Source organism: Frankia sp. BMG5.23 (genome assembly GCF_000685765.2).
In the GTDB taxonomy this organism is placed as follows: Bacteria; Actinomycetota; Actinomycetes; order Frankiales; family Frankiaceae; genus Frankia; species Frankia casuarinae.
This window is the reverse complement of sequence record NZ_JDWE01000066.1, coordinates 1-18695: the sequence shown is the minus strand read 5'-3', so window position 1 is coordinate 18695 and position 18695 is coordinate 1. Positions and strand designations below refer to the sequence as shown.

At 67.4% G+C, this 18695-nt stretch carries 17 protein-coding genes and 2 pseudogenes; 9 read left to right on the top strand and 10 right to left on the bottom strand.

All coding sequences use genetic code 11. The features are described 5' to 3' along the window. Window positions 1-84: 84 nt before the first annotated feature. A complete protein-coding gene (locus BMG523DRAFT_RS19505; RefSeq protein WP_152987878.1) occupies window positions 85-612 on the bottom strand; it encodes a hypothetical protein in 528 nt (175 codons plus the stop codon). A 166-nt stretch (window positions 613-778) separates the two neighbouring features. On the opposite strand from BMG523DRAFT_RS19505, the gene BMG523DRAFT_RS27500 reads away from it, so the two are divergent. After that, window positions 779-1306: an HIT family protein gene (locus BMG523DRAFT_RS27500; protein WP_011436778.1), complete on the top strand. Its 528-nt coding sequence runs from the start codon at window positions 779-781 to the stop codon at window positions 1304-1306. Window positions 1307-1408: 102 nt separating this feature from the next. Here BMG523DRAFT_RS27500 and BMG523DRAFT_RS19495 read toward each other — a convergent pair whose 3' ends face one another. Continuing rightward, a complete protein-coding gene (locus BMG523DRAFT_RS19495; RefSeq protein ID WP_043591904.1) occupies window positions 1409-3856 on the bottom strand; it encodes a Tn3 family transposase in 2448 nt (815 codons plus the stop codon). 87 nt (window positions 3857-3943) lie between these two features. Between BMG523DRAFT_RS19495 and BMG523DRAFT_RS19490 the strand changes: the two genes are divergently transcribed. Beyond that, complete coding sequence (locus BMG523DRAFT_RS19490; protein WP_023840301.1) at window positions 3944-4510, top strand: Tn3 family transposase; 567 nt, start codon at window positions 3944-3946, stop codon at window positions 4508-4510. Here the strand turns inward: BMG523DRAFT_RS19490 and BMG523DRAFT_RS19485 are convergent. From BMG523DRAFT_RS19485 to BMG523DRAFT_RS19475, 3 genes are all read right to left on the bottom strand, one after another. Next, window positions 4438-5322 carry a ZIP family metal transporter gene (locus tag BMG523DRAFT_RS19485; RefSeq protein ID WP_011436780.1) on the bottom strand — a complete coding sequence of 295 codons (885 nt, stop codon included), beginning with the start codon at window positions 5320-5322 and terminating at the stop codon, window positions 4438-4440. The genes BMG523DRAFT_RS19490 and BMG523DRAFT_RS19485 overlap by 73 nt on opposite strands. 415 nt (window positions 5323-5737) lie before the next feature. Next, on the bottom strand, window positions 5738-7123 hold the full coding sequence (locus tag BMG523DRAFT_RS19480; RefSeq protein ID WP_011436781.1) for a HAMP domain-containing sensor histidine kinase: 1386 nt from the start codon (window positions 7121-7123) through the stop codon (window positions 5738-5740). After that, window positions 7116-7790 carry a response regulator transcription factor gene (locus BMG523DRAFT_RS19475; protein WP_011436782.1) on the bottom strand — a complete coding sequence of 225 codons (675 nt, stop codon included), beginning with the start codon at window positions 7788-7790 and terminating at the stop codon, window positions 7116-7118. The genes BMG523DRAFT_RS19480 and BMG523DRAFT_RS19475 overlap by 8 nt, the downstream gene beginning before the upstream one ends. 212 nt (window positions 7791-8002) lie before the next feature. Between BMG523DRAFT_RS19475 and BMG523DRAFT_RS19470 the strand changes: the two genes are divergently transcribed. Continuing rightward, on the top strand, window positions 8003-9277 hold the full coding sequence (locus BMG523DRAFT_RS19470; protein WP_043591910.1) for a hypothetical protein: 1275 nt from the start codon (window positions 8003-8005) through the stop codon (window positions 9275-9277). Window positions 9278-9459: 182 nt separating this feature from the next. Continuing rightward, window positions 9460-9537 (top strand): annotated as a pseudogene (locus BMG523DRAFT_RS26705) (IS6 family transposase); the annotation flags it as partial. A gap of 254 nt (window positions 9538-9791) precedes the next feature. Here the strand turns inward: BMG523DRAFT_RS26705 and BMG523DRAFT_RS27495 are convergent. Beyond that, window positions 9792-9884 (bottom strand): annotated as a pseudogene (locus tag BMG523DRAFT_RS27495) (recombinase family protein); the annotation flags it as partial. Window positions 9885-10238: 354 nt separating this feature from the next. Here BMG523DRAFT_RS27495 and BMG523DRAFT_RS19460 point away from each other — a divergent pair. Further along, window positions 10239-11726: a recombinase family protein gene (locus BMG523DRAFT_RS19460; protein ID WP_162839489.1), complete on the top strand. Its 1488-nt coding sequence runs from the start codon at window positions 10239-10241 to the stop codon at window positions 11724-11726. A gap of 100 nt (window positions 11727-11826) precedes the next feature. Here BMG523DRAFT_RS19460 and BMG523DRAFT_RS19455 read toward each other — a convergent pair whose 3' ends face one another. The 4 genes from BMG523DRAFT_RS19455 to BMG523DRAFT_RS19445 all read right to left on the bottom strand — a co-directional run bounded on the left by BMG523DRAFT_RS19455 (window position 11827) and on the right by BMG523DRAFT_RS19445 (window position 16149). Continuing rightward, a complete protein-coding gene (locus BMG523DRAFT_RS19455) occupies window positions 11827-12078 on the bottom strand; it encodes a hypothetical protein (RefSeq protein WP_023840299.1) in 252 nt (83 codons plus the stop codon). A gap of 619 nt (window positions 12079-12697) precedes the next feature. Then, window positions 12698-12976, bottom strand: a complete 279-nt coding sequence (locus tag BMG523DRAFT_RS19450) for a hypothetical protein (RefSeq protein WP_011436787.1) — start codon at window positions 12974-12976, stop codon at window positions 12698-12700. Between the two features lie 948 nt (window positions 12977-13924). Beyond that, on the bottom strand, window positions 13925-14839 hold the full coding sequence (locus BMG523DRAFT_RS23585; RefSeq protein WP_011436788.1) for an aminoglycoside phosphotransferase family protein: 915 nt from the start codon (window positions 14837-14839) through the stop codon (window positions 13925-13927). Continuing rightward, window positions 14836-16149: a hypothetical protein gene (locus BMG523DRAFT_RS19445; protein WP_011436789.1), complete on the bottom strand. Its 1314-nt coding sequence runs from the start codon at window positions 16147-16149 to the stop codon at window positions 14836-14838. The genes BMG523DRAFT_RS23585 and BMG523DRAFT_RS19445 overlap by 4 nt, the downstream gene beginning before the upstream one ends. A 135-nt stretch (window positions 16150-16284) precedes the next feature. Between BMG523DRAFT_RS19445 and BMG523DRAFT_RS27490 the strand changes: the two genes are divergently transcribed. Genes BMG523DRAFT_RS27490 through BMG523DRAFT_RS19425 form a run of 4 tightly spaced genes read left to right on the top strand, consistent with a single transcriptional unit; the run spans window position 16285 to window position 18632 of the window. Further along, a complete protein-coding gene (locus BMG523DRAFT_RS27490; RefSeq protein WP_175455931.1) occupies window positions 16285-17190 on the top strand; it encodes a helix-turn-helix transcriptional regulator in 906 nt (301 codons plus the stop codon). Between the two features lie 10 nt (window positions 17191-17200). After that, window positions 17201-17794, top strand: coding sequence for an ATP-binding protein (locus BMG523DRAFT_RS19435; protein ID WP_011436791.1), 594 nt, complete (start codon window positions 17201-17203; stop codon window positions 17792-17794). Window positions 17795-17838: 44 nt separating this feature from the next. Further along, the gene (locus BMG523DRAFT_RS19430; protein ID WP_011436792.1) at window positions 17839-18222 is read left to right on the top strand and encodes a recombinase family protein; all 384 of its coding nucleotides are present in this window, start codon (window positions 17839-17841) and stop codon (window positions 18220-18222) included. Then, window positions 18219-18632 (top strand): cytidylate kinase family protein, encoded by a 414-nt coding sequence (locus BMG523DRAFT_RS19425; protein ID WP_235463259.1) that lies wholly within the window; start codon window positions 18219-18221, stop codon window positions 18630-18632. Before BMG523DRAFT_RS19430 ends, BMG523DRAFT_RS19425 begins: the two co-directional genes overlap by 4 nt. Window positions 18633-18695 lie beyond the last annotated feature (63 nt).

Sequence of the window (18695 nt, the reverse complement as noted above, 5' to 3'; positions counted from 1 at the left end):
CGCAGAATCCGACACGACAACGCCCTGCTCCTGGCCATCCTCACTCTCGACAACCCCGCTGACCTGCATCAATGACTTTGCGGGTCACCCTGGCGGGTGGGCGGGGAAGTCTACGCTGTCCTCGTCCGCCGCACGCAGAATCGACTCCAACGAACCCGCGGTTTCACCGCTGTAGGGCGATGTCCTGGCGGTTACTTCCAGACCTCGAGCCAACTCGGTCTCGTTCGCTAGGTGGGTGCGCAGAAAGGCGTGGGCGACGCGGCCGAGTTCGGCGAGGTCGAACCGCCCGCTGTAGGTTAGATCGCGCAATGTGCGTGCGGGAGTGGTCACAAAAAGATCGGACCGGGTCGTCCACTCATCGGCAGCTACCTCGCCAGAGTGCAGGACGATGCCAGGATGAGAGCTCCTTGGCCGGGCTGGGCCAGCGGGAAGCGTGAACTCCACGCCGAGTCCCGGCCGGTCACCAATCCCGTAGACCCGCAGCGCCGTGGCATGGGAGACAACGCCGCACCCCGGGGCATCCCGCAGCCACCCCGGCCGCTCCGGATCCAGCATCAGCCACTGGCTGTACAGCCGCGGAAAAAGATGCCTCCCACCAGCGCGAATACGCATCACCCCCTCGATGACAGGCTCAACGACCCCTGCTTCTTTGAAACGCCCAAGCTCGACGACGGAGACACCGGCTCTCTCCGCTTGCCGCTCCGTGACACACCCCCACTGACCTTCAGCCAAATCACATAGCGTAGCGACCCGATCGATCATGTGCTTATGCTAACGTATGGCGCCCGTTGGTGTAGACCGCGCAGACACAGCGCAGGGCACGGAGGGCGTGGACATGAGCAGCGAATGGCTTACCACGTTGGAAAGCGGTGAGGAACCCCACGTTCTCCATCGAATGCGCACTGGATGGGCAGTGCTAGGCAGCACGCAGCATCTCCCCGGCTACTGCCTGCTCGTCTACGCCGGATCGGCAAACCATCTGACTGACCTTCCCCGCCCAGAACGAATGGACTTCCTTTTTGACCTGTCCCTTCTCGGCGAGGCCGTCTCGCAGGTATGCGCGGCTCGGGACGAAGACTTTCTGCGGATCAACTACGAAGTGCTGGGGAACCTCTGGCCGCATCTCCACGGCCATGTACACGCACGTTACAGGTGGGAGGAGGAGAGTCTCCGGGTCGGCCCCGTTTACCTATATGGCGCGGAGCGGACGAAGAAGGAACACGCGATTAGCGCGGCACACAACCAGCTTCACGCCGATCTACGAGCGGCACTATCCACCCTCACACGCGACGCGTATGGCACGTGACGAGCGTCGTTGAACTCTCCTGGCGAGGGATGCGGTTACCAGCCGGACCCGGCATGTCTCAGTCTCTTCCCCCCGACCCGAGGCATGCCAGGCTGTTCGGGTCTACACCAGCGGCGCCGCGGCGGACACGCTGAGTGTCAGGCGGCTGGTCATGTCGAGTTTCACCTCGCCGTACGGGGCGACGTGCGTCCAGAATAACGGGGTCAGGCCGCGCCGGTCGGCGTCGGTGAGCTGCTCGGCCCAGGCGTCGTCGGCGAGGACGTCCTGGAGCATGAGCGTGTTGACGTAGACCAGGGCGGCCTGCAGGACCCGTAGGCAGAGGACGGAGAGTTCCTGTTCGTCGCGGCGGTTGGTGGCGATGTCGCCGCCCTTGCCGAAGAAGATGACGCTGTTGGCGCGGTTCCAGGACTCGACGACGTTGAGGCCTTCGCCGATCTCGCGTTGCAGGTCCCGGTCGCGTAGGTAGCGGGCGACGAACAGGGTCCGCTGGGCCCGCCCGACTTCGATCATGGCCTGGTAGGTGGGGTGGATCGCGTTGGTGCGGTTGAAGCGGCGCAGGATCGCCTCGGCGGAGGCGGTGCCGGTCCGGATCGCGGTGGCGTATTTGATCATCTGGTCGTACTGTTCGGCGACGACGTCCCAGCGGATCGGCCGGGTCAGCGCCGGGCCGAGCCGCGGGTAGGCGTCCGGTTCGCCAGCAGCCGGCCGGTAGAGCCGAACCTTGTTGATCCGCTTGATGCGCGGGAGCAGGTCGAAGCCGAGCAGACGGGTGATCCCGAAGCCGATCTCGGACTGGCCGTGGGAGTCGACGTAGGTGCCCTCGACCTCCATCGCCGTGCCGTGCCGGATCGCGCCCTCGACCATCGCCGCGACCTCGGACGCCGAACAGGTGAGCAGCTGGGAGTGGATCGCCATGCTTTTACGTTCGACGTGCCAGTAGATCAGCACGCCGCGGCCGCCGTAGCGGGAGTGCCACTCGGTGAAGATGTTCTGGTCGAACGCGCCGAAGTGCGTCGAGTCGCTGGCCACCGCGGTGGAGCCGGAGCCCCAGACCTGCTGTGCCCGGGCGGCGAAGGTGGCGTTGGCGATCTCGACGGCGACCGTGCGGGCGAGCTCGGTGGTCAGATACCGGCGGCGCACGTAGCGGAGGTCGTCCTCGCTGTGGCCGTTCTGCGCGTTGCCGGCGACCGCGCGGATGCCGGTGTTGGTGCCGTAGGCGTAGATCGCGAGCATCAGCCGTTCGGCGAGCACCTCGGGGGCCAGGTCGCCACGGCCGGCCATGGTGGTCGCGGTCGCGAGGCAGCCGGTGCGCAGGACCGCCTCCTTGAGCATGTCGATCAGGGGGACGGTGCCCCACCGGGTCCGCACCTCGGCCTTGAGGCGGCGCAGGTTGCGCGGTTCGGGTGCGGCGTCGAGGTCGGTCAGCCGGATCGGGCCGTTCCTGCCCCGCTCGGCGATCTCCAGCCAGGGCAGCTTCGGCAGCGCGGTGTCGAGCGCCGCGAGTTCGGTCCGCATCTCCTCACGTAGCTGGTCGATGAAGGCGGTCGGGTCCAGCGGCTTACGCAGGGCGGCGTAGTGCGTGGCGCGCTGGGCCTCGAAGTCGGCTGGCAGGTCTTCATCGGGGTTGCGCCACTTCTCCGCGCCGACGACCCAGATCTCCTTGCAGCGCAGGCTGTCGCGCAGGGCCTGGAAGGTGCAGATCTCGTAGACGCCGCGGACGACCCGCTTCGGGCCTTTGGCCCGGTCGGTGAACACCAGCTCGTTCCAGTCGCCCAGCAGCCCCTTGTGCGTCGGGACCGTCTCGCCGGCGGGGAGGTACGTCAGCCGGGTGTCGGCGTATCGGCGGATCAGGTCGAGGGCGTCGAGGACCGGCCGGTGGGTGTCGTTGTTCGACCGGAACTCCAACACGTCGAGCAGCGCGATCAGCCCGCGCCGGTAGTGGTTCGAGTACGACGCCTTCAGCGTGGTCCGCACGGTGCGCCGGTACACCGGCCCCTTCGTCTTGAACTCGGCCACCAGCTCCCGCAGCGTCTGCTCCCCACCCGCGACCGCCGGGAACACCACCTCACGGACCGGCTCGTCCGGACTGCTGAGCGAGGCCTCAGCGATCGCGAACAGGATGTTCTCCTTGCCGGTCACCCGCTTGAACGCGTTGATCAGCTCCTCGGTGACCTTCCGGTCCGCCCGCGCGCCGATCCGGTGCACCGTCGAGATCAGCAACTCCACCAGCGTGTCAGTGATCTCCCCGTGCCGGTGGTGCAGCAGCGCCGCGAGCAATGTCAGCATCAGCGGGTCGGGATGGTCACGCAGGTGCGACGGGGACTCCACCGCGGCCCGGGTCCGCCACGCCGCGACCACCCGCGGGGCGACATCGGCGAACAGACCGTCGGGCAGGTCGACCGCGCGGACCGCACGCAGCTTACGGATCTCGGTCAGCATCGAGTCCAGGCTGACGTTGCCCGGCACCGACTTGATCAATGCCAGTGCCGAATCCTGACCGGTGTCGTCGTCCGGGACATCGACCGCGACCAGGGCGCGGATCAGCCACATCTACCAGAACTACGTACGGGCCGAGACGCACGCCGCCGCGAACGCCCCGCTGATCGCCGGGCAGGCCGACATCGCCACCGCGCAGGCGTGGGGCGGGGCCTGGTCGCCGCGGTCGACGGCACCCGGTTCGTCGTGCCGGTCCGCTCGATCCACGCCCGGCCGAACCCGAAGTACTTCGGCCGGCGTAAGGGCGCCACCTACCTCACCATGGTCAACGACCAGGGCGTGGAGGTGGCCGGAATGGTGCTGTCGGGCACGCCGCGGGACTCGCTGCATGCCATCGACCTGATGTACCGCAGGATCTTCAAGACCCTGCACGTGCTGGCCTACGTCGACGCCGAGTCCTACCGGCGAGCTATCAAACGGATGCGCAACCTGCAGGAAGGCCGCCACGGCCTGGCTAAGCACGTCTTCCACGGCCGGCGCGGGGAACTACGCGAGCCGTACCACGCCGGCATGGAAGACCAGCTCGGCGCGCTCGGCCTGGTCATCAACTGCATCACGTTATGGAACACGGTCTACCTGGACGCGGCGTTGGACAAGCTGTGCGCCGAGGGCTACCCCGTCAACGGGCCGACGGGTCAGGCACCGCCTGCGGTGACGACGGCGTCGGTGAGGAACCCGGCGGTAAGCCCAGCCAGGATCCCGACGTAGAGCAGGTCCTTGCGGCCGAGGCGCGACGCCACCCCGATGAGCTGCACGACGACGTAGAGGATCGAACCCGCCGCCAGCGACAGGAAGATCACGCTCAGCGGGTCGCTGGTGAACTGCCGGCCGATGGCAGTGCCCGCCACGGTGGGACCGCCTCCGATGAGCCCACACAGCAGCAGGAAGCCCCAGCCGGGCCGGTCGGTCTCGGCGGCGAGCGGCGCGACGATCCCGAAACCTTCGGTTGCGTTGTGTAGCGCGAAGCCGATCACGAGGAGGGTGGCCAGGGCGATCTCACCCCGGCCGGCGCTGCCGCCGATGGCCAACCCCTCACCGAAGTTGTGCAGGCCGATGCCCACGGCGATGGTCATCGCGAGCCGGCGGGCCGGGGAATGGCCTGACTCGACCGGCGGTGTGCGTGCGGTGAGCTCGTCGGCCGCCATGGCACCCGGCCCGACGCGACGCGGCCGCCCGGCCGCATCGACGGGCTGTGGCCGGTGAGAACGGCGCGCGAGCGCACGTTCGTAGCCGAGCAGGCCCAGGAGCCCGATGGAAAGGCCGCCCAGAAACAACGCTCCGTACCCGAAGACTGGCGCGAGGCCGCCCGTGTGGTCATGCACCTTGCCCAGCGCGGCGTCGAGAGGCTCCCAGGCGTGCGCGAGCACGTCCCACACCAGGAAGATCAGGATACCGACCGCTGTCGCGTTGAGAAACTGGCTCACGGCCGGCATCGGCCGGCGCAGCCGGCCCAGCGGAAGACCGAGCAGGATCGTCACGCCCGCGACTAACCCGAGAATCAGTGTCCGTGTCTCGCTCACATCAGCCCCGTCGTCGTGTCCCCCACCGATGGAGCCGAAGCTTAGGTTAACCTCAGCTACGACACAAGCATGCGATCGCAAGCCGCGCTTGCCGCGGGAAGCAGCACCCGGACGTGCCCCGGCGCACGCCGATCCGGCGAGGCCGGCGACGTCATCTGGCACGAGTTCATGGGCGAAGTGGGCCGAGACCGGCCCGGCCGTACACCCTCCACGGCTATGAGCTGTTCAAGACCAAGCATCCGAGCCGTCTTCCAGCCGTAGGGGCCTGATCCAGGGCGGGCTGAGAGCTGAGGCGTGTTCGAGGTCGGATCTTCGCGGGCGACCCGACCGGCGCCCGCCACGGCTGGCCGCGCGGGCTCGAGCGGCCGGGGCTTGCGAGCTGAAGCAGTTTGCCCGAACCGCCGGCCGCGACGAGCTAGTGCTGGGTGCGGGCGGCGCGGCCGCCGGGGAACATGACGGCGAAGGTGGCGCCGCCGTACTGGTTGTACTGTTCGACGAGCGAGACGTCGCCTCCGCCGCTGCGCGCCACCCGTTTCGCGAGCGAGAGTCCGAGGCCGGAGCCCCCGTTCCCGCTCCAGCCGGGTTCGAACAACGTCTCCACCCACTGGTCGGGCACCCCGGGGCCGCTGTCGGCCACGAGTAGGGTCACGTTTCGGCCGTCGGCCCGCGCACTGACCCAGGCGCGGTCCGAGACCTGGAGTGCGTTGTTCAGGATCGGGGCGAGCGCGCGGATGGCGAGTACCTCGGGAACGTTGATCGAAAGCGCCGGGGACAGGTCGACGTTCACGTGGCCGCGGGGCAAAGGCAGGCCTTTGAGCTTGACCGCCAGGTCGTCCAGCTGCGTGCGGTCGCTGTGAAGCGCCTGGCGGTGGCGGCGGGCAAGGTCCAGCAGCGCACTGATCGTGTTGGACATCGACGCGCTGGAGTTCTTGATGAGTGCGACGTCCTCGCGCGCCTGGTCGTCCAGATCGGTGCGCAGCGCGAGCAGGTCGGCGGCTCCGTGGATGGTGGTCAACGGCGTCCGAAGCTCGTGGGCGAGCTCCGAGGTGAGACGCTGCTCGGCCCTGATGACGGAGGCGACCTTGTCCAGCAGCCCGTCCAGGGTGCTGCCGAGAGCCCGGATCTCGTTGGTCGGGGCTCCGAGTGCGAACCGGCGCTCGAGGTCGTGCTCGCTCCACTCGGCGGCCGTGCGTGCCATCTGCTCCACCGGGCTCAGCACCCGCCTGCTGATCCACGCCGCCGAGCCGGCGGCCATGAGGACGAGCAGCGCCCCGGCGATGATGGAGACCACCATCGCTGCCTGCTCGTTCCGCTCGTAGGGAGCCAGGGGCTCGGCGAGGATCACCACCCCCTGCAGCTTCGATGAGGTCGTGAAGGGCAGGGCCATGATGGCGAAGGGTTCGCCGCCTTCGACGATGCGCTGCCTGTCCGTTGTGGAAAGTTCCTTGTACTCCTCCTGCATGGAGGGCGGAATGGTTCCGGCGACCCGTGACCCCGAGGTGTCGTAGACCGCGACGCCCGGGTTGAGCTGGGATCGGGGCACGTGGAGGGCCCCGTCGGGTGACGCCGCACTGATGCTGGCCACCAGGGCCTTGACGTGATCGTTCAGCACCCTGTCCGTGGTGCTGCGCGCGGCGCCGGCGAGGGAGATCTGGACAACGATCACCAGACCGGCGGCGACGGCGCTGGCGAGGAGGGCCGTGATCGTGACGAGCTGTGCCCGCAGACTCAGTCGGTCCCGCCACCGCAGGCGCCAGGTCACGACCCGGGAAGCCCAGTTCGCCACCGTTCGCCTAGCCATCCTTCCGCGTCATCGTGAATCCGACGGCTCGAATCGTCTCGATTCCCGTCGGCGAGTCGATCGACTCGAGTTTGCTCCGCAGACGGCGGATGAAGGAGTCGACGGTGTTGTCGCTGACGATCGCTCCGTCGGGCCAGGCAGCGGCGATGACACTTCTTCTGCGCACCACCTCGTGCGGCCGAGCGGTGATCGCCGCCAGCATCCGGAACTCGGTGGGGGTGAGGCGTACCTGTCCCGCCGCGGTGCGGGCCGAGTGCGTGACCGGGTCGAGGACAAGCCCGCCCGCGCTGATGGCGCTGGCAGGTCCACGGCGCGCCAGAACCTCGAGGCGTGCCAGAAGCACCCGCAGGTCGAACGGCTTGGTGACATAGTCGTCCGCGCCGGCGGCGAAACCGGCAAGATGGTCGTGCGTCGCACCGAGCGCGGTCAGGAAGAGGACGGGAGCGCGCTGCCCGACTGACTTGAGCGCCTGGACGACATCGCGGCCGTCAGCGTCCGGCAGGCCGATGTCCATGATGATCACGCCGACGTTGTTGTCCGGGCTGAACTGGCGGAGCGCCTCGCGGCCATCGTGGGCGACGACCACCTCGTAGCCAGCCTGACGCAGCCCTCGGACAAGGATGGTCCGGATGGACTCCTGGTCCTCGCAGACCCCGATCGTGATCATCGCTTCCTCCGTCAGTACTGCGACCCTTCATGTCCGGTCCGCATGATGACGAGCAGAACCTGCACGCAACCTTGACGGCCAGTCGGCGCTTCGCGGCGCAGACTCGGCGGCGGGCGCCGAGCCGAGGTGTTCTCCGCGTCGCGGCGACGCCTGCTCGTGACCCAGACGCTCGGGCCGACACTCGTACAGGTTGATTGCAGGATCTCTTCGCGATGCTGCCACACATGACCACCGAACTGACCGTCAGCCGACCCTCCTCCCGGGAGGGCGAGATGCTGAACAAGGTCCCCGAGATCACGATCTGGTTCTGGGTAATCAAGATCCTCTGTACCACCGTCGGCGAGAGCTTCGCCGACTGGATCAACATGACGCTCGGCGTCGGCCTCACCAGGACGGCGCTCCTGTTCACCGCTGTCCTGGCCGCGGTGCTCTATGTGCAGATGCGGCTGCGCCGATACGTGCCGTTGGCCTACTGGCTCACCGTCGTGGTCGTGAGTATCACCGGCACGCTCTACACCGACATCCTCACGGACAGCCAGGGCGTTCCGCTGAAGGTGAGCACCACGATCTTCGCTCTCCTCCTGGCGGTCGTCTTCGGCGTCTGGTACGCGCGTGAGCGCACCCTGTCGATCCACAGCATCACCTCGACGCCCCGCGAGGCGTTCTACTGGCTCGCGGTCCTGGTGACCTTCGCGCTCGGTACCGCCGCCGGCGACTGGACCCTCGAACTCAGCGGCTGGGGCCCGGGCAAGGCGGTCCTGCTCCCGGCCGCCCTCATCGCGATCGTCGTCGTCGCCTGGCGGTTCGGCGGGCAGCCGGTGCTCGCCTTCTGGTTGGCCTATATCCTCACCCGGCCGCTGGGCGCCAACATCGGCGACTGGTTCGCAACCCCGAAATCCGAGCAGGGACTGGGCCTGGGCACCGCTCTCACCAGTGTGATCTTCCTCGTCGCCATCGGGGCCACCGTCCTCTACCTCACCTGGTCGAAGGCGGACGTCATCCCCGAGTCGGAGGCGCCGGACACCGGCGTCCACGGCGCGGGCCCCGGCCGAGAGCGACTCGCCCTCAGCCTCTACGCCGTGGCCGCACTCGCGGCCGGGCTTCTGCTCCACCACACCGCGCAGACCCCGCACACCTCTCCGATCGCGGCGGAGGAGGGCGGATCGGCCTCCAACACCATCCAGCTCACCCCCGCCCAGGCAGTCGCTCACTTCCCAGCGGCCGATATCGCCAGCCTCAAGGCGATCGTCGACGACACGCTCACCAAGGTGAACACGGGCGACCAGAGCGGTGCCAAGGCCCGGATCAAGGGTCTCGAGACGACCTGGGACGATGATGAGTCCACGCTCAAGCCCATGGACAGCAACGCCTGGACGTTCCTCGACGGTCGGATCGACGACGCCCTCAGCGCAGTGCGGGCATCCCACCCTGACCCCGCCAGCGAGAAGCAGGCGTTGACCGCGCTGTCCACGTCTTTGGGCGGCTGACGAGTCACCGGACGGTGGATGGTCATCAAGCCGGCTGCCGCGCCTCTGTGGGAGAGGCACGGCAGCCGCCTCGGCGAGTGCGCGGCGTAGGCGGGTCCTGTCGGCCTCAAGGACCCAGCTGGTTGGCACTGTTGCGTCGGCGAAGCTCGCCATCTCGGCGACCGATCAGTCATGCTCGAGTGATGCGTCGACGTCGTGTCCGTCCACCGGTTCCGACGTCAGAATTCGCCGGGTTCCGGTTCCCGCCGAAGGTGATTGTCCAGGGCGGCGCCTGTGGGCGTGTTCCCGGGGGGTGGGGCAACGGGGCCCGGTAGGGACGGGATTGCCTAGCTAGGGGGACCGCGCCGAGTGCGAACCAGCCGATCAGCGGCCAGCGCAGCTCCCGGTGATTGAACCAGGCCCGGCTGCCGTTGCTGGACAACTGGGTCAGCGTCAGCACGGGCACCGCGAAGCGCAGCCCGAACAGTGCGGTAAACACCGGCAGGAGCAACACGCCGCCGCCGACGCGGCCAACAGCGTCAGCCCGGGCGTTGAGCTTCGGTTTCTTGCCGCGGAGCCGGCCCTTGGCCTTGTCGATCTTCATGCCTTCCCGGGTCCGCATCCGCAGACCCGCGGCGCCGGCGGTGAGCCGCTGCTGCCGCTGGGCATCTTCCGGGACCGCAACTTCGCGCTCTCGAACGTCGCCGTCGCCGCGGCTGGCGCGGCCGTCCCGGCGGTGCTGGTGCCGCTGTACTTCTATCTGGAATCGGTGCGCGCGATGTCCGGCGCGGACGCCGGGCTCGTGGTCGCGCCGATGGCGATCCTCGCGATGGTGTGCGTGCCGATCATTGGGATCTTCGGGGACCTGATCCATCCGCGGGTGATCCCCTCGGCGGGTTTCGCGCTGTTCGCGGTCACGCTGATGATTTTCGCGATGTTCATGACGCCGGACTCAGTCATTGGCTGTTCGTAGCATATGGGTATGGGCGAAACGGGCACAGGGCCAGGGCAGGCGCGGATTCGGCGTCAGGCGCGGTACGGGCGTAAGCGGGCGTCGCGGGAGGACTGGGCGGGGCAGTCCGCGGCGATCTACTGCCGGATTTCGCACGTGGCGGACGAGGACCAGACGGGGGTGGACCGGCAGGAGCGGATCTGCCGGGAGGTGGTGCGCCGGTTGGGGTTGCGGGTGGCGCATGTGTTCGTCGACAACAACCGGTCGGCGTGGAAGCGTGATCGTAAGCGCAAGGGGTGGGATCGGCTGTTGGAGGTGGCGCGTGCTGGTGAGGTTCAGCATGTGGTGGCCTACCATCCGGACCGGCTGATGCGACAGCCGAAGGATCTTGAGGAGTTGTTGGCGATCTCGGATGATCGGGACATCACTCTTCATGGGCAGGCCAACCAGCGGGACCTGTCCGATCCGGATGACCGGTTCTTCCTGCGGATCGAGGTGGCGCATGCGTGCCGGTCGTCGGATGACACGTCGCGGCGGATGAAGGACGCGATGGTGGACCGGGCCAACGACGGGAAGCCGCATCCGGGCAAGCGCCGGTTCGGCTACACACCGGACGGCATGAGCATCGTCGAGGCGGAGGCGGAGGTGGCGCGGGACATCGCCGCGCGTTACCTGGACGGCGCCACGTCGATCCAGATCGCCGCTGTGCTCAACGAGCAGGGCAAGGTGACCGCCAGCGGGCGGCCGTGGGACGAGTTCTCCGTGCTGGCGGTGTTGGACTCGCACCACGCGGCGGGTATCCGGGTGTTTCGAGGTGAGGAGATCGGTCAGGGGATCTGGCCTGCGATCTTCGATCCGGGGACGTGGGCCGAGATCCGCGACCGGCGTTCCTACCGGGCCGCCGCGCACGCGGCGACCAGGACCCCCGCCCGGTTCTTCCTGCTGCGCGGGATCGTGACGTGCAAGCGGTGCGGCACGCGGATGGCCGGTACCGGTGGGCATGTCTCGCCGGGTTACCTGTGCTCGCGCAAGTACCGCACGGATGAGCAGAAGTGCTCCCGGCGGATCAACGCTCCGGCGTTGGAGGCGTTCGTCACGGATGCGGCGGTGGATCTGCTGACGCGGTTGGACCCGTCGGGGCAGGAAGCCGCCGCGACGTTGACGGATGCCGACCAGGCCGCGATCGAGGAGGACAACGCGGAGCTGGCGGAGTTGAAGGCGATGTGGAACGCCCGGGAGATCAAGTCGCGGGAGTACCGGGAGATGCGCCGCACCGTGGAGGAGCGGATCAAGAAGGTGCAGCGCAAGACGGTGGTGCGCCCGGCGGTGGAGGTGCTGGCGGGGCTGACCGGGCCGCATGCCCGCGCGGCGTGGGATGCGCTGGTGGAGGCCGAGGAGTACGAGCGGATGAACGCGGTGCTGCGGTTCCTGTTCGCCGCTGTGGTGATCGACGAGTCGCGGGTGCCGCGTGGCCAGTTCGACTACAGCCGTATCCACATCGATCAGAACCCGCTGTGACCCTGGCGGGTAGCAGACGCGCAACGGCCGCGGGGCCGCCCACGGTGAACGTGGGCGGGCCCCGTGCCGTTGTCGGTCTGTTCGTGCCGCTGTGGCGTTCTCAGGCCGCGTGGGGGCCGTCTCGCCCGTCGTCGGTGGCGGTGTCGGGTGGGGACAGCAGTCGGGCGAGGCGGTCGGCCGAGCGGCGGCTGATCGTGGTGGTGAATCCGGCGCAGACCCGCGCGAGGTGAAACGCCCGGTCGGTCGGATCACCGCCCGGCGGGTCGGTGGTCGATGGCTGGTCCGGTGGTCCGTCGTCGTCGGTGGGGGTCGGCGTGGAGGGGGGACGACGGGTAACGGACGGACCGACCAACGGCACCTCACACGGCGATGCGCCTGGTCGGGTCGACCGGGCGCGCGGTGCGGGGACACGGCGAAACAGGCCCTGACATCAATCACAACGCCGACCGGCGGCTATCTATTCCAAACGCAGGCAAACACAGGCAAACAGCGATCAGCGGTGTAGCGCGTAGCGGTGGTACCCGCCGTCCACCGGCCGCCAGAGCCGCGTGGACGGCTTGGCCGCGTCGGGCCGCTACCCGCTACACCTCTACGTCCGCGCAGGTCAGCGCGGCCACGGCGTGTAGCGGCGTAGGTAGCGCAGCCGCTACCCCCGCCCCACGCCGCTACCCCCGCCGGACCGCGCCGCGACGAGCCCGGCCGGATCGGGACAGCATCGCCGTCAAGCTGCCCGCCCGGAACGTGCGGGCGGGGGTAACCGGTAAGGCCCGCCTGGGCGACCCGAGAGCCGTATTAGGCCGGGTTGACGGGTCGGGCCGCGCCGCGGGTTACCCGTTACACCGATGCTCGTGCGCAGGTCAGCGCAGGTCTCACGAGTAACCGAGGGTGTAACTCTGCGGTTACGGTCCTGCCCGGCGGTTACACGTCGACGGGCCGCCACCGGTGTCCGTGGGCGGCCCGGTGGCGGGTTCTCAGGCCGCGTGAGAGTCCTGCTGCCCGTCGTCGTCGGGCGGGGACAGCAGTCGGGCGAGGCGTTCCGCCGAGCGGCGGCTGATCGTGGTGGTGAATCCGGCGCAGACCCGCGCGAGGTGAAACGCCCGGTCGGTCGGCCCGCCCGCCTCTGGCGCCGGTTCGGCGCCATCCGCGCCCGTGCCCGCCGCTCCGGTCCGCGGCGGCCCGTCCGCGCTGTGCGGTGGATCGTCGCGCGGGTCGGTGTGAGCGGGACGGGGCAGGCGGGACGGATCGACCACGGCACCTCACAGAACAGGCAGAGGGGGAATTCGGCGAATAAACGCTAACCGTGCGATCCGCTTTCGCCAAGAGCGGCACGTTCCGCAGGCCACCCCCCTGCCCGCGACCATGATTAGATAGGATGCCAGTAGGCAACTAAGTCTTGGCCCACTTGGGTACACCCCAGATACCCTCCGAGCTGCGCAGATGCGCCACGCCGGGTGTACCCACTAAGCAGGTACACGGTTGGGGTCTCCGTTGGGTACGCGGACGGGGCACCGGTTGGGACATCCGGCAAACGGGGCATTTTATCGCAAAAGCGGCACGGCGGTGTGGGCGAGATCACAGCGAAAGGGGGTTCCCTGTGGGCCTGCTGGCGTCCGTGCCAGATGCCGCTGTCAGGGAAAGCCGACAACTGTGGTTGTCGCTCGGCTGCCATGCGCGCGAGCTATACCGCTGCCGGAGAACGGCACGGAAAGGGGCCACATCACGGCTCCGCAGGCCGCTCCTATACTTTCAACAGTACCCGTTGGGTATTTAAGTCGCGGAGTACTTGGGTGGGTGTGAAAGGTGCTATGACCTGCGCCAGTGCGGCATCGCAGACCCACCCGTCTTTACGGGGGGTCCGGCGGGCGGGCCGATGGGGGGTCCGGTGGGCGGACCAACGGGAAGCCGGACAATTCTGGCCAAGCAGGATGTAGCGGACCTGCGGCCGCCTGCGGACGCGCTGATGCCCAGCGGCCGGGGCCACGGCCGTCCAGAACCGACGCCCGGACCCACCGGACACCCACCGAGGCGCCTCGACTGAACACGTAGACCGTGGGGGTACGAGTCGGGATGTCCTCGGGTGACCCCAGCGGCAGCGCGACCTGCGCCAGCACGCCCCAGCGGGATAGCGGCTCAAACGGGAGATCGGAACGGCGACCGGTACGGCTACACGACGGGCGGGGGGCGTGCCGCGATGATGTTCAGAGCGCAGGTTGCCATGGCCACGGTCGCGGACCGAGGAGTCCCCGTATGGAATCCACGCGTTTCCGTGCCTCGGATTGCCATCCATCGTCTTTTGAAGCCTGCTGAGCTACGTAACAGGCCATGCGTAGCTCGCGAATGTCCCGGAGGGTTTCGAAGCCGCTCCAGTTCGTGACGTCGTGGCCGTAAACCTCGACGAACTCAGCGTACTCTCCGGCTGTGATCCAGGCGAAGGAGCTGTGTTTGATGGCGGTCGATACGAGGTCCCATTCAGGTGGGCCGATAGAGAAGCGTTCGAGGTCGAGGAGTACGGTTTGGCCGTCAGGGGTGACCACGAGGTTCCCTCCCCACGCGTCGCCGTGAACGGCGCTGAGCGGCAGCCCTGGCGGCAGGCTGTTGTACCGACTTGTTAGAGTCTCGACTCGGTTTCGCAGCCAGTGACGGTCAGCGGCGGTTAGCGTGCGTGCCCCCTCGATGCGCTCGCGTAGCCGTGTCATGGGTGACAGGGGATCGAGCGTAAATCCAGTCGGTGGTGGAATGGCGTGAAGTGCCCGCAATGCTGCTGCCACCTCCCGTGGTGTCCCGTGTCGGTGCGGGGGTAGTTCCTGCCAGAACGTCACGGCGTGCCCGCTGATGACAACTGGCTGATGGGCGGCGCCTGGCAGCGCCAGCGCGCGAACGGCAGGGAAACCGTTCTCTTCAAGCCAGCGGGAGACCGTCACCTCTTTGGCTGCGACTTTCTCCTGGCCTGCGCGGCTTATGCGGGCGATAATGCCGCCCGGGAGACGGAAGATGGTGTTCTCGCCCTCCCGGAGGAGTTCGGCCGAGCCGTACGGAACACCCGCGTGGACGCAGGCTGTCCGCAGTAGTTCTGTACTGTCCCCGCTCGGCTTGTCGCGATGCTGGCCGCTCATGCGGAGCTGGTGACCGTCTGAATGTTATGCCTGAGTTCCGCGACTTCATCGATCCGTTCGTGTCGTTTCGCGAATGTTCCTAGCTCGCGTATGTCATCTGCCGCCCGTCGAGAATGTACTTGTCCTGCGGCGCGGAGTGCCGCGGAGCCGACGATGGCCGCTTCTTGCGGGTCGCCGGTCTTCATCATGAGCGACGCGAGTTTTGTCTGGCTGATGGCTATGGACCGGGCGAACGTGGCGCTGTGTCCAGTGACCGCACCGTCCAGACGCCGCGCAGCCTCCGGCGCGTGCCTGGCGTTTCTGACCGCCAGATCGAAAACGGCGTGACCGGTGTCTCCGACGTGTTGAGCGAGGTCGTAGTAGGCCATCCAGACCGGATCGTTTTCCGGCTCGGACTGGCTAAACTCGTCGTCGGCCTGGCCGATGATCCGTAGCGTCTCCTGCTCCCGACCCAGCTTTGCGAGCGCACGTGCCTTGGCGGCAAGGAGCATGGCGCGTTCGGTGGGCGTAAGGCGTTCGGCACGAATGAAAGCGACGTCTACCAGCGTGAGGCCCATATCAGGGTCGCCTCGCCAGATAGCCTGCCTGGCCATCGACGAAAGCGCTTTTGCTCTCAGGTGCCAGTCACCCGCCTCCTCGGCACACGCGAGCGCGAGAGAGAACATTCTTCGAGCATCCTCGTGGACGTAGGCGTCGAACGCCATGAACGCTGCGGTATGCGCGAGGAAGCCGACCGAGGTAAACAGTTCGTCGCGCAGACGTTCCGGGCAGCGTGCGTTCAGGAGATTCACGGCGTAGCGGAGCTGGCCGGCGACCGCCTCGCGTACGAGCCCGCCGCCGTACGTGTGGTCAACCGTTCCGAACAGACGCGCCGCCATTCGCAGTTGATCAATCTCTTCGCGCCCCACGACGGCGGGCACGTCGGGAGGGGGACTCGTGGCCAGCTCGGTGAAGGAGCCGGTCACGACGGCGGCGCCTACGCCTGCCATGGCGCGCAAGAACTCGCTTCGGTTCACGTCCTCAGTGTTCCGCTCTGTGCGACGTGGTCGACGGAAGCCCAGCTCCCGATCTTGCTTGGTGGCCAGGACGGCGTGAAACGCCTGCCGGTACAGCGCGTCAGGCCAGCGGATCAAGCCGCGTTCCAGCTTGCCGATGTAGTTCCCGTCGATCGCCGTCTCACGCCCGGTCTGCTCGTAGATCCAGGCGTTGACCATCTCGGCTAGCTCGCGTCGGGCCAGGGGCTCGCCTGGTGCCTCGGGCGACTCCACACGGACGCGGGCCGCCCGGAACAGGTGGTTCGGTTCCGCCATCGTCTCGTTCCTTCCGGGGCGCTAACGGCCCATCATGGCACGCCCGCCATGCGGCCGTAAGTGGTCCGTCACGGGCCGTAGACGATCAATCCCCCCTATCATCCCCTTGACATCCCTGCTCCCTGACCTGCCGGCATGAGCCGTGGACGCGCTGAACTGAAAGAAGGCCACACGGTGGCCGAAGAACACGCGGCGGAACGAGCGGGAAAGGGCGTCGGCATCATCATGGCCGGAATTAGCCTACGAGTCGAGTTGGAACGTCTACGTGATCGTATGCGCGCCGTTGGGATGACGCATGAAGAGATCGCCGCCGAGTTCTCGCGTCGCTATCGGCTGCGCCCCCGGCCCGCTTTTCGCCACGCTCACGGCTGGACGCTGCAACTGGCCGCTGACCGTATCAACGCCCGTGCCGCGGATCTGGACATCGACCCACAGGGCAAGGCGACCATGACCGTGCCTCGCCTGAGCGAATTGGAGAACTGGCCAAATTCCACTCGCCGCAGGCCGACCCCGCAGATGCTCGCGCTTCTCGCCTCCGTATACGGGACCGACGTACACAGCCTCTTGGACATCGCCGACCGCGAACACCTCCGACCGGAGGACAGGCTTCTCCTCGACACGATGAAGGCGGCCGGTCATAGGCCACAAGACCCGACGTCGGACGCCGATACGCCGGGTATCCCCGAGCGGCCGTTCCCGCCCGCACGGCCGCCGCGCTCTCCCTATTTCGGGCTCTCCACCCTCCCGCCACAACCAGAAGACCTCACCACGACGAACGTGCTGCTCTATCTCCAGCGGCTCAGGACAAGCCCCGTCGCGGGCGCAGGTGGCCCTGAGCCCGATCACATCGCGTGGGCAGCTCTCACCGAGCGGGCAGACGCCATCGCCCACGAGTTGCGCTGGCTCACCAGTCACGTGACCAGAATCGCCGGACGGATCAGTACCGCCCCCGACCATCACAACCCGCAGGAAGGCGGCGGGTGCTGCCGTGCTCGCCCCGGCGTCCCGGATCACGACTCAGGCCATTGCGCCGACCTATAGGCGGTATCCGATGACAGGCACCCAGCGTCTCCGGCCAGCGGTCTACGTCGAGGTGTACCGGGCTCCCGCGACCGCCGCATCGGTGGGCGACATACGGCGGCATGTCGTCGAACTGGTCCAGCAACGAGGAGCCGAAGACTGCGCCTATACGGCCGAGCTGATCGTGAGCGAACTCGCCACCAACGCCGTGAAAGCGTCTGAAACTGCGAGACAACCGATGATCGCCGTCCGGACGTCCTTCATCGGCCGCCTACTCACCGTCGAAGTCTGGGACGGAAGCCCTGCGCTACCGGAGGCAAGACCCACCGATCTCGACTCGGAAGGCGGCTTGGGACTATTGCTCGTCGACGAACTCGCGCAACGCTGGTCGTACTACCTCACAAAATTAGGGAAGGTCGTTTGGGCGGAGATCCCCCTCCCCGAGCCCGTCGCCGTGGATAACCTCTCAGGCCCAAAACAGACAGACTTGCCAAGACGCGAGCTGCTTACGGGGCTACGCACGCGCCTATCGGACTTCTCAGCCGACTTCGTGACCGACATGGCGACACTCCGGCGCGTCGTGGACCGCCTCCGCGCGCTCGACGACTGGACGACTGGCGAGTAACTGCCCCAAACTCAGGAACTCATTACAGAAAGCCGGGAGTCCAGATGGAACGACCGTTGGCCTATGGATACTTCAGTCTCACCGCAGAGGATGACGACGAAGTCTCCCGCCTCAACAGGCAGGTCAAGGACTACGCCGACGCCGAGAGCTATGTCCTCGCCGAGATCTACGTTGACCGCAACATGCCACCGGGCCGACTCATTCGACCTGCGCTGACCACGCTGCTCGACTGCCTCCGCCACGATGACCGCTGTAGCGTCATCGTGCCTAGCGCCGACCACATCTCGCCCTGGCCGCTGATTAGAAAAGCGATAGCAATGGAAATCCAGCTTCTCGGCGCGAAGCTGGTCGTCGCCAGCAACACAGCTCACGAACCGCCCGGCGTCGCCGCATGGCGGGCCGAACGGGACACCGGGCAACAGCTGTGACCACATCTCACACCTCCAACATTGCGTTCGCCGGGCTCACGGCGGCCGGAAAGACGACCCACGCAAAGCGGCTGGCGGACGAACTTGGCTACCAGTACGTCTCCGCGACCGAGATCCTGTTGGAGATTCTCGGAATAGAGCAGACCGGCGAGTCCGTCTGGCTCACTCGACTCGGTGAGACCAACGCGGCCCGCAGCAACGGATCAGTAGACGCCGAGTTGGAGGAACGGCTCGTCTCGCTGAACCGGACCCGACAGAGAACCGTCTTCGACACGTGGGCACTCGCGTGGATCGGTGACAGCCCGCTCCTGCGTATCTGGATCGAATCCGACCTCGAATCGCGAGTCAGAAAATGTCTTGTCTCTCAGGGTGATCGAAGGTACGTATTCGGAAATCCCGTTGGGGCATGATCGTGGGCGGCGTGACCGTGGGGCACTCCGCTGGGGTCTCGGGGGTCGGGGTCAGCCGGGAGG

What these genes read in the sequence shown, in the direction of transcription:
- BMG523DRAFT_RS19505 (WP_152987878.1), bottom strand. Translation starts at nt 612, where the DNA reads ATGCGTATTCGCGCTGGTGGGAGGCATCTTTTTCCGCGGCTGTACAGC.
- BMG523DRAFT_RS27500 (WP_011436778.1), top strand. Translation starts at nt 779, where the DNA reads ATGGCGCCCGTTGGTGTAGACCGCGCAGACACAGCGCAGGGCACGGAG.
- BMG523DRAFT_RS19495 (WP_043591904.1), bottom strand. Translation starts at nt 3,856, where the DNA reads ATGTGGCTGATCCGCGCCCTGGTCGCGGTCGATGTCCCGGACGACGAC.
- BMG523DRAFT_RS19480 (WP_011436781.1), bottom strand. Translation starts at nt 7,123, where the DNA reads ATGGCTAGGCGAACGGTGGCGAACTGGGCTTCCCGGGTCGTGACCTGG.
- BMG523DRAFT_RS19475 (WP_011436782.1), bottom strand. Translation starts at nt 7,790, where the DNA reads ATGATCACGATCGGGGTCTGCGAGGACCAGGAGTCCATCCGGACCATC.
- BMG523DRAFT_RS19470 (WP_043591910.1), top strand. Translation starts at nt 8,003, where the DNA reads ATGCTGCCACACATGACCACCGAACTGACCGTCAGCCGACCCTCCTCC.
- BMG523DRAFT_RS19460 (WP_162839489.1), top strand. Translation starts at nt 10,239, where the DNA reads ATGGGCGAAACGGGCACAGGGCCAGGGCAGGCGCGGATTCGGCGTCAG.
- BMG523DRAFT_RS23585 (WP_011436788.1), bottom strand. Translation starts at nt 14,839, where the DNA reads ATGAGCGGCCAGCATCGCGACAAGCCGAGCGGGGACAGTACAGAACTA.
- BMG523DRAFT_RS19445 (WP_011436789.1), bottom strand. Translation starts at nt 16,149, where the DNA reads ATGGCGGAACCGAACCACCTGTTCCGGGCGGCCCGCGTCCGTGTGGAG.
- BMG523DRAFT_RS27490 (WP_175455931.1), top strand. Translation starts at nt 16,285, where the DNA reads ATGAGCCGTGGACGCGCTGAACTGAAAGAAGGCCACACGGTGGCCGAA.
- BMG523DRAFT_RS19435 (WP_011436791.1), top strand. Translation starts at nt 17,201, where the DNA reads ATGACAGGCACCCAGCGTCTCCGGCCAGCGGTCTACGTCGAGGTGTAC.
- BMG523DRAFT_RS19430 (WP_011436792.1), top strand. Translation starts at nt 17,839, where the DNA reads ATGGAACGACCGTTGGCCTATGGATACTTCAGTCTCACCGCAGAGGAT.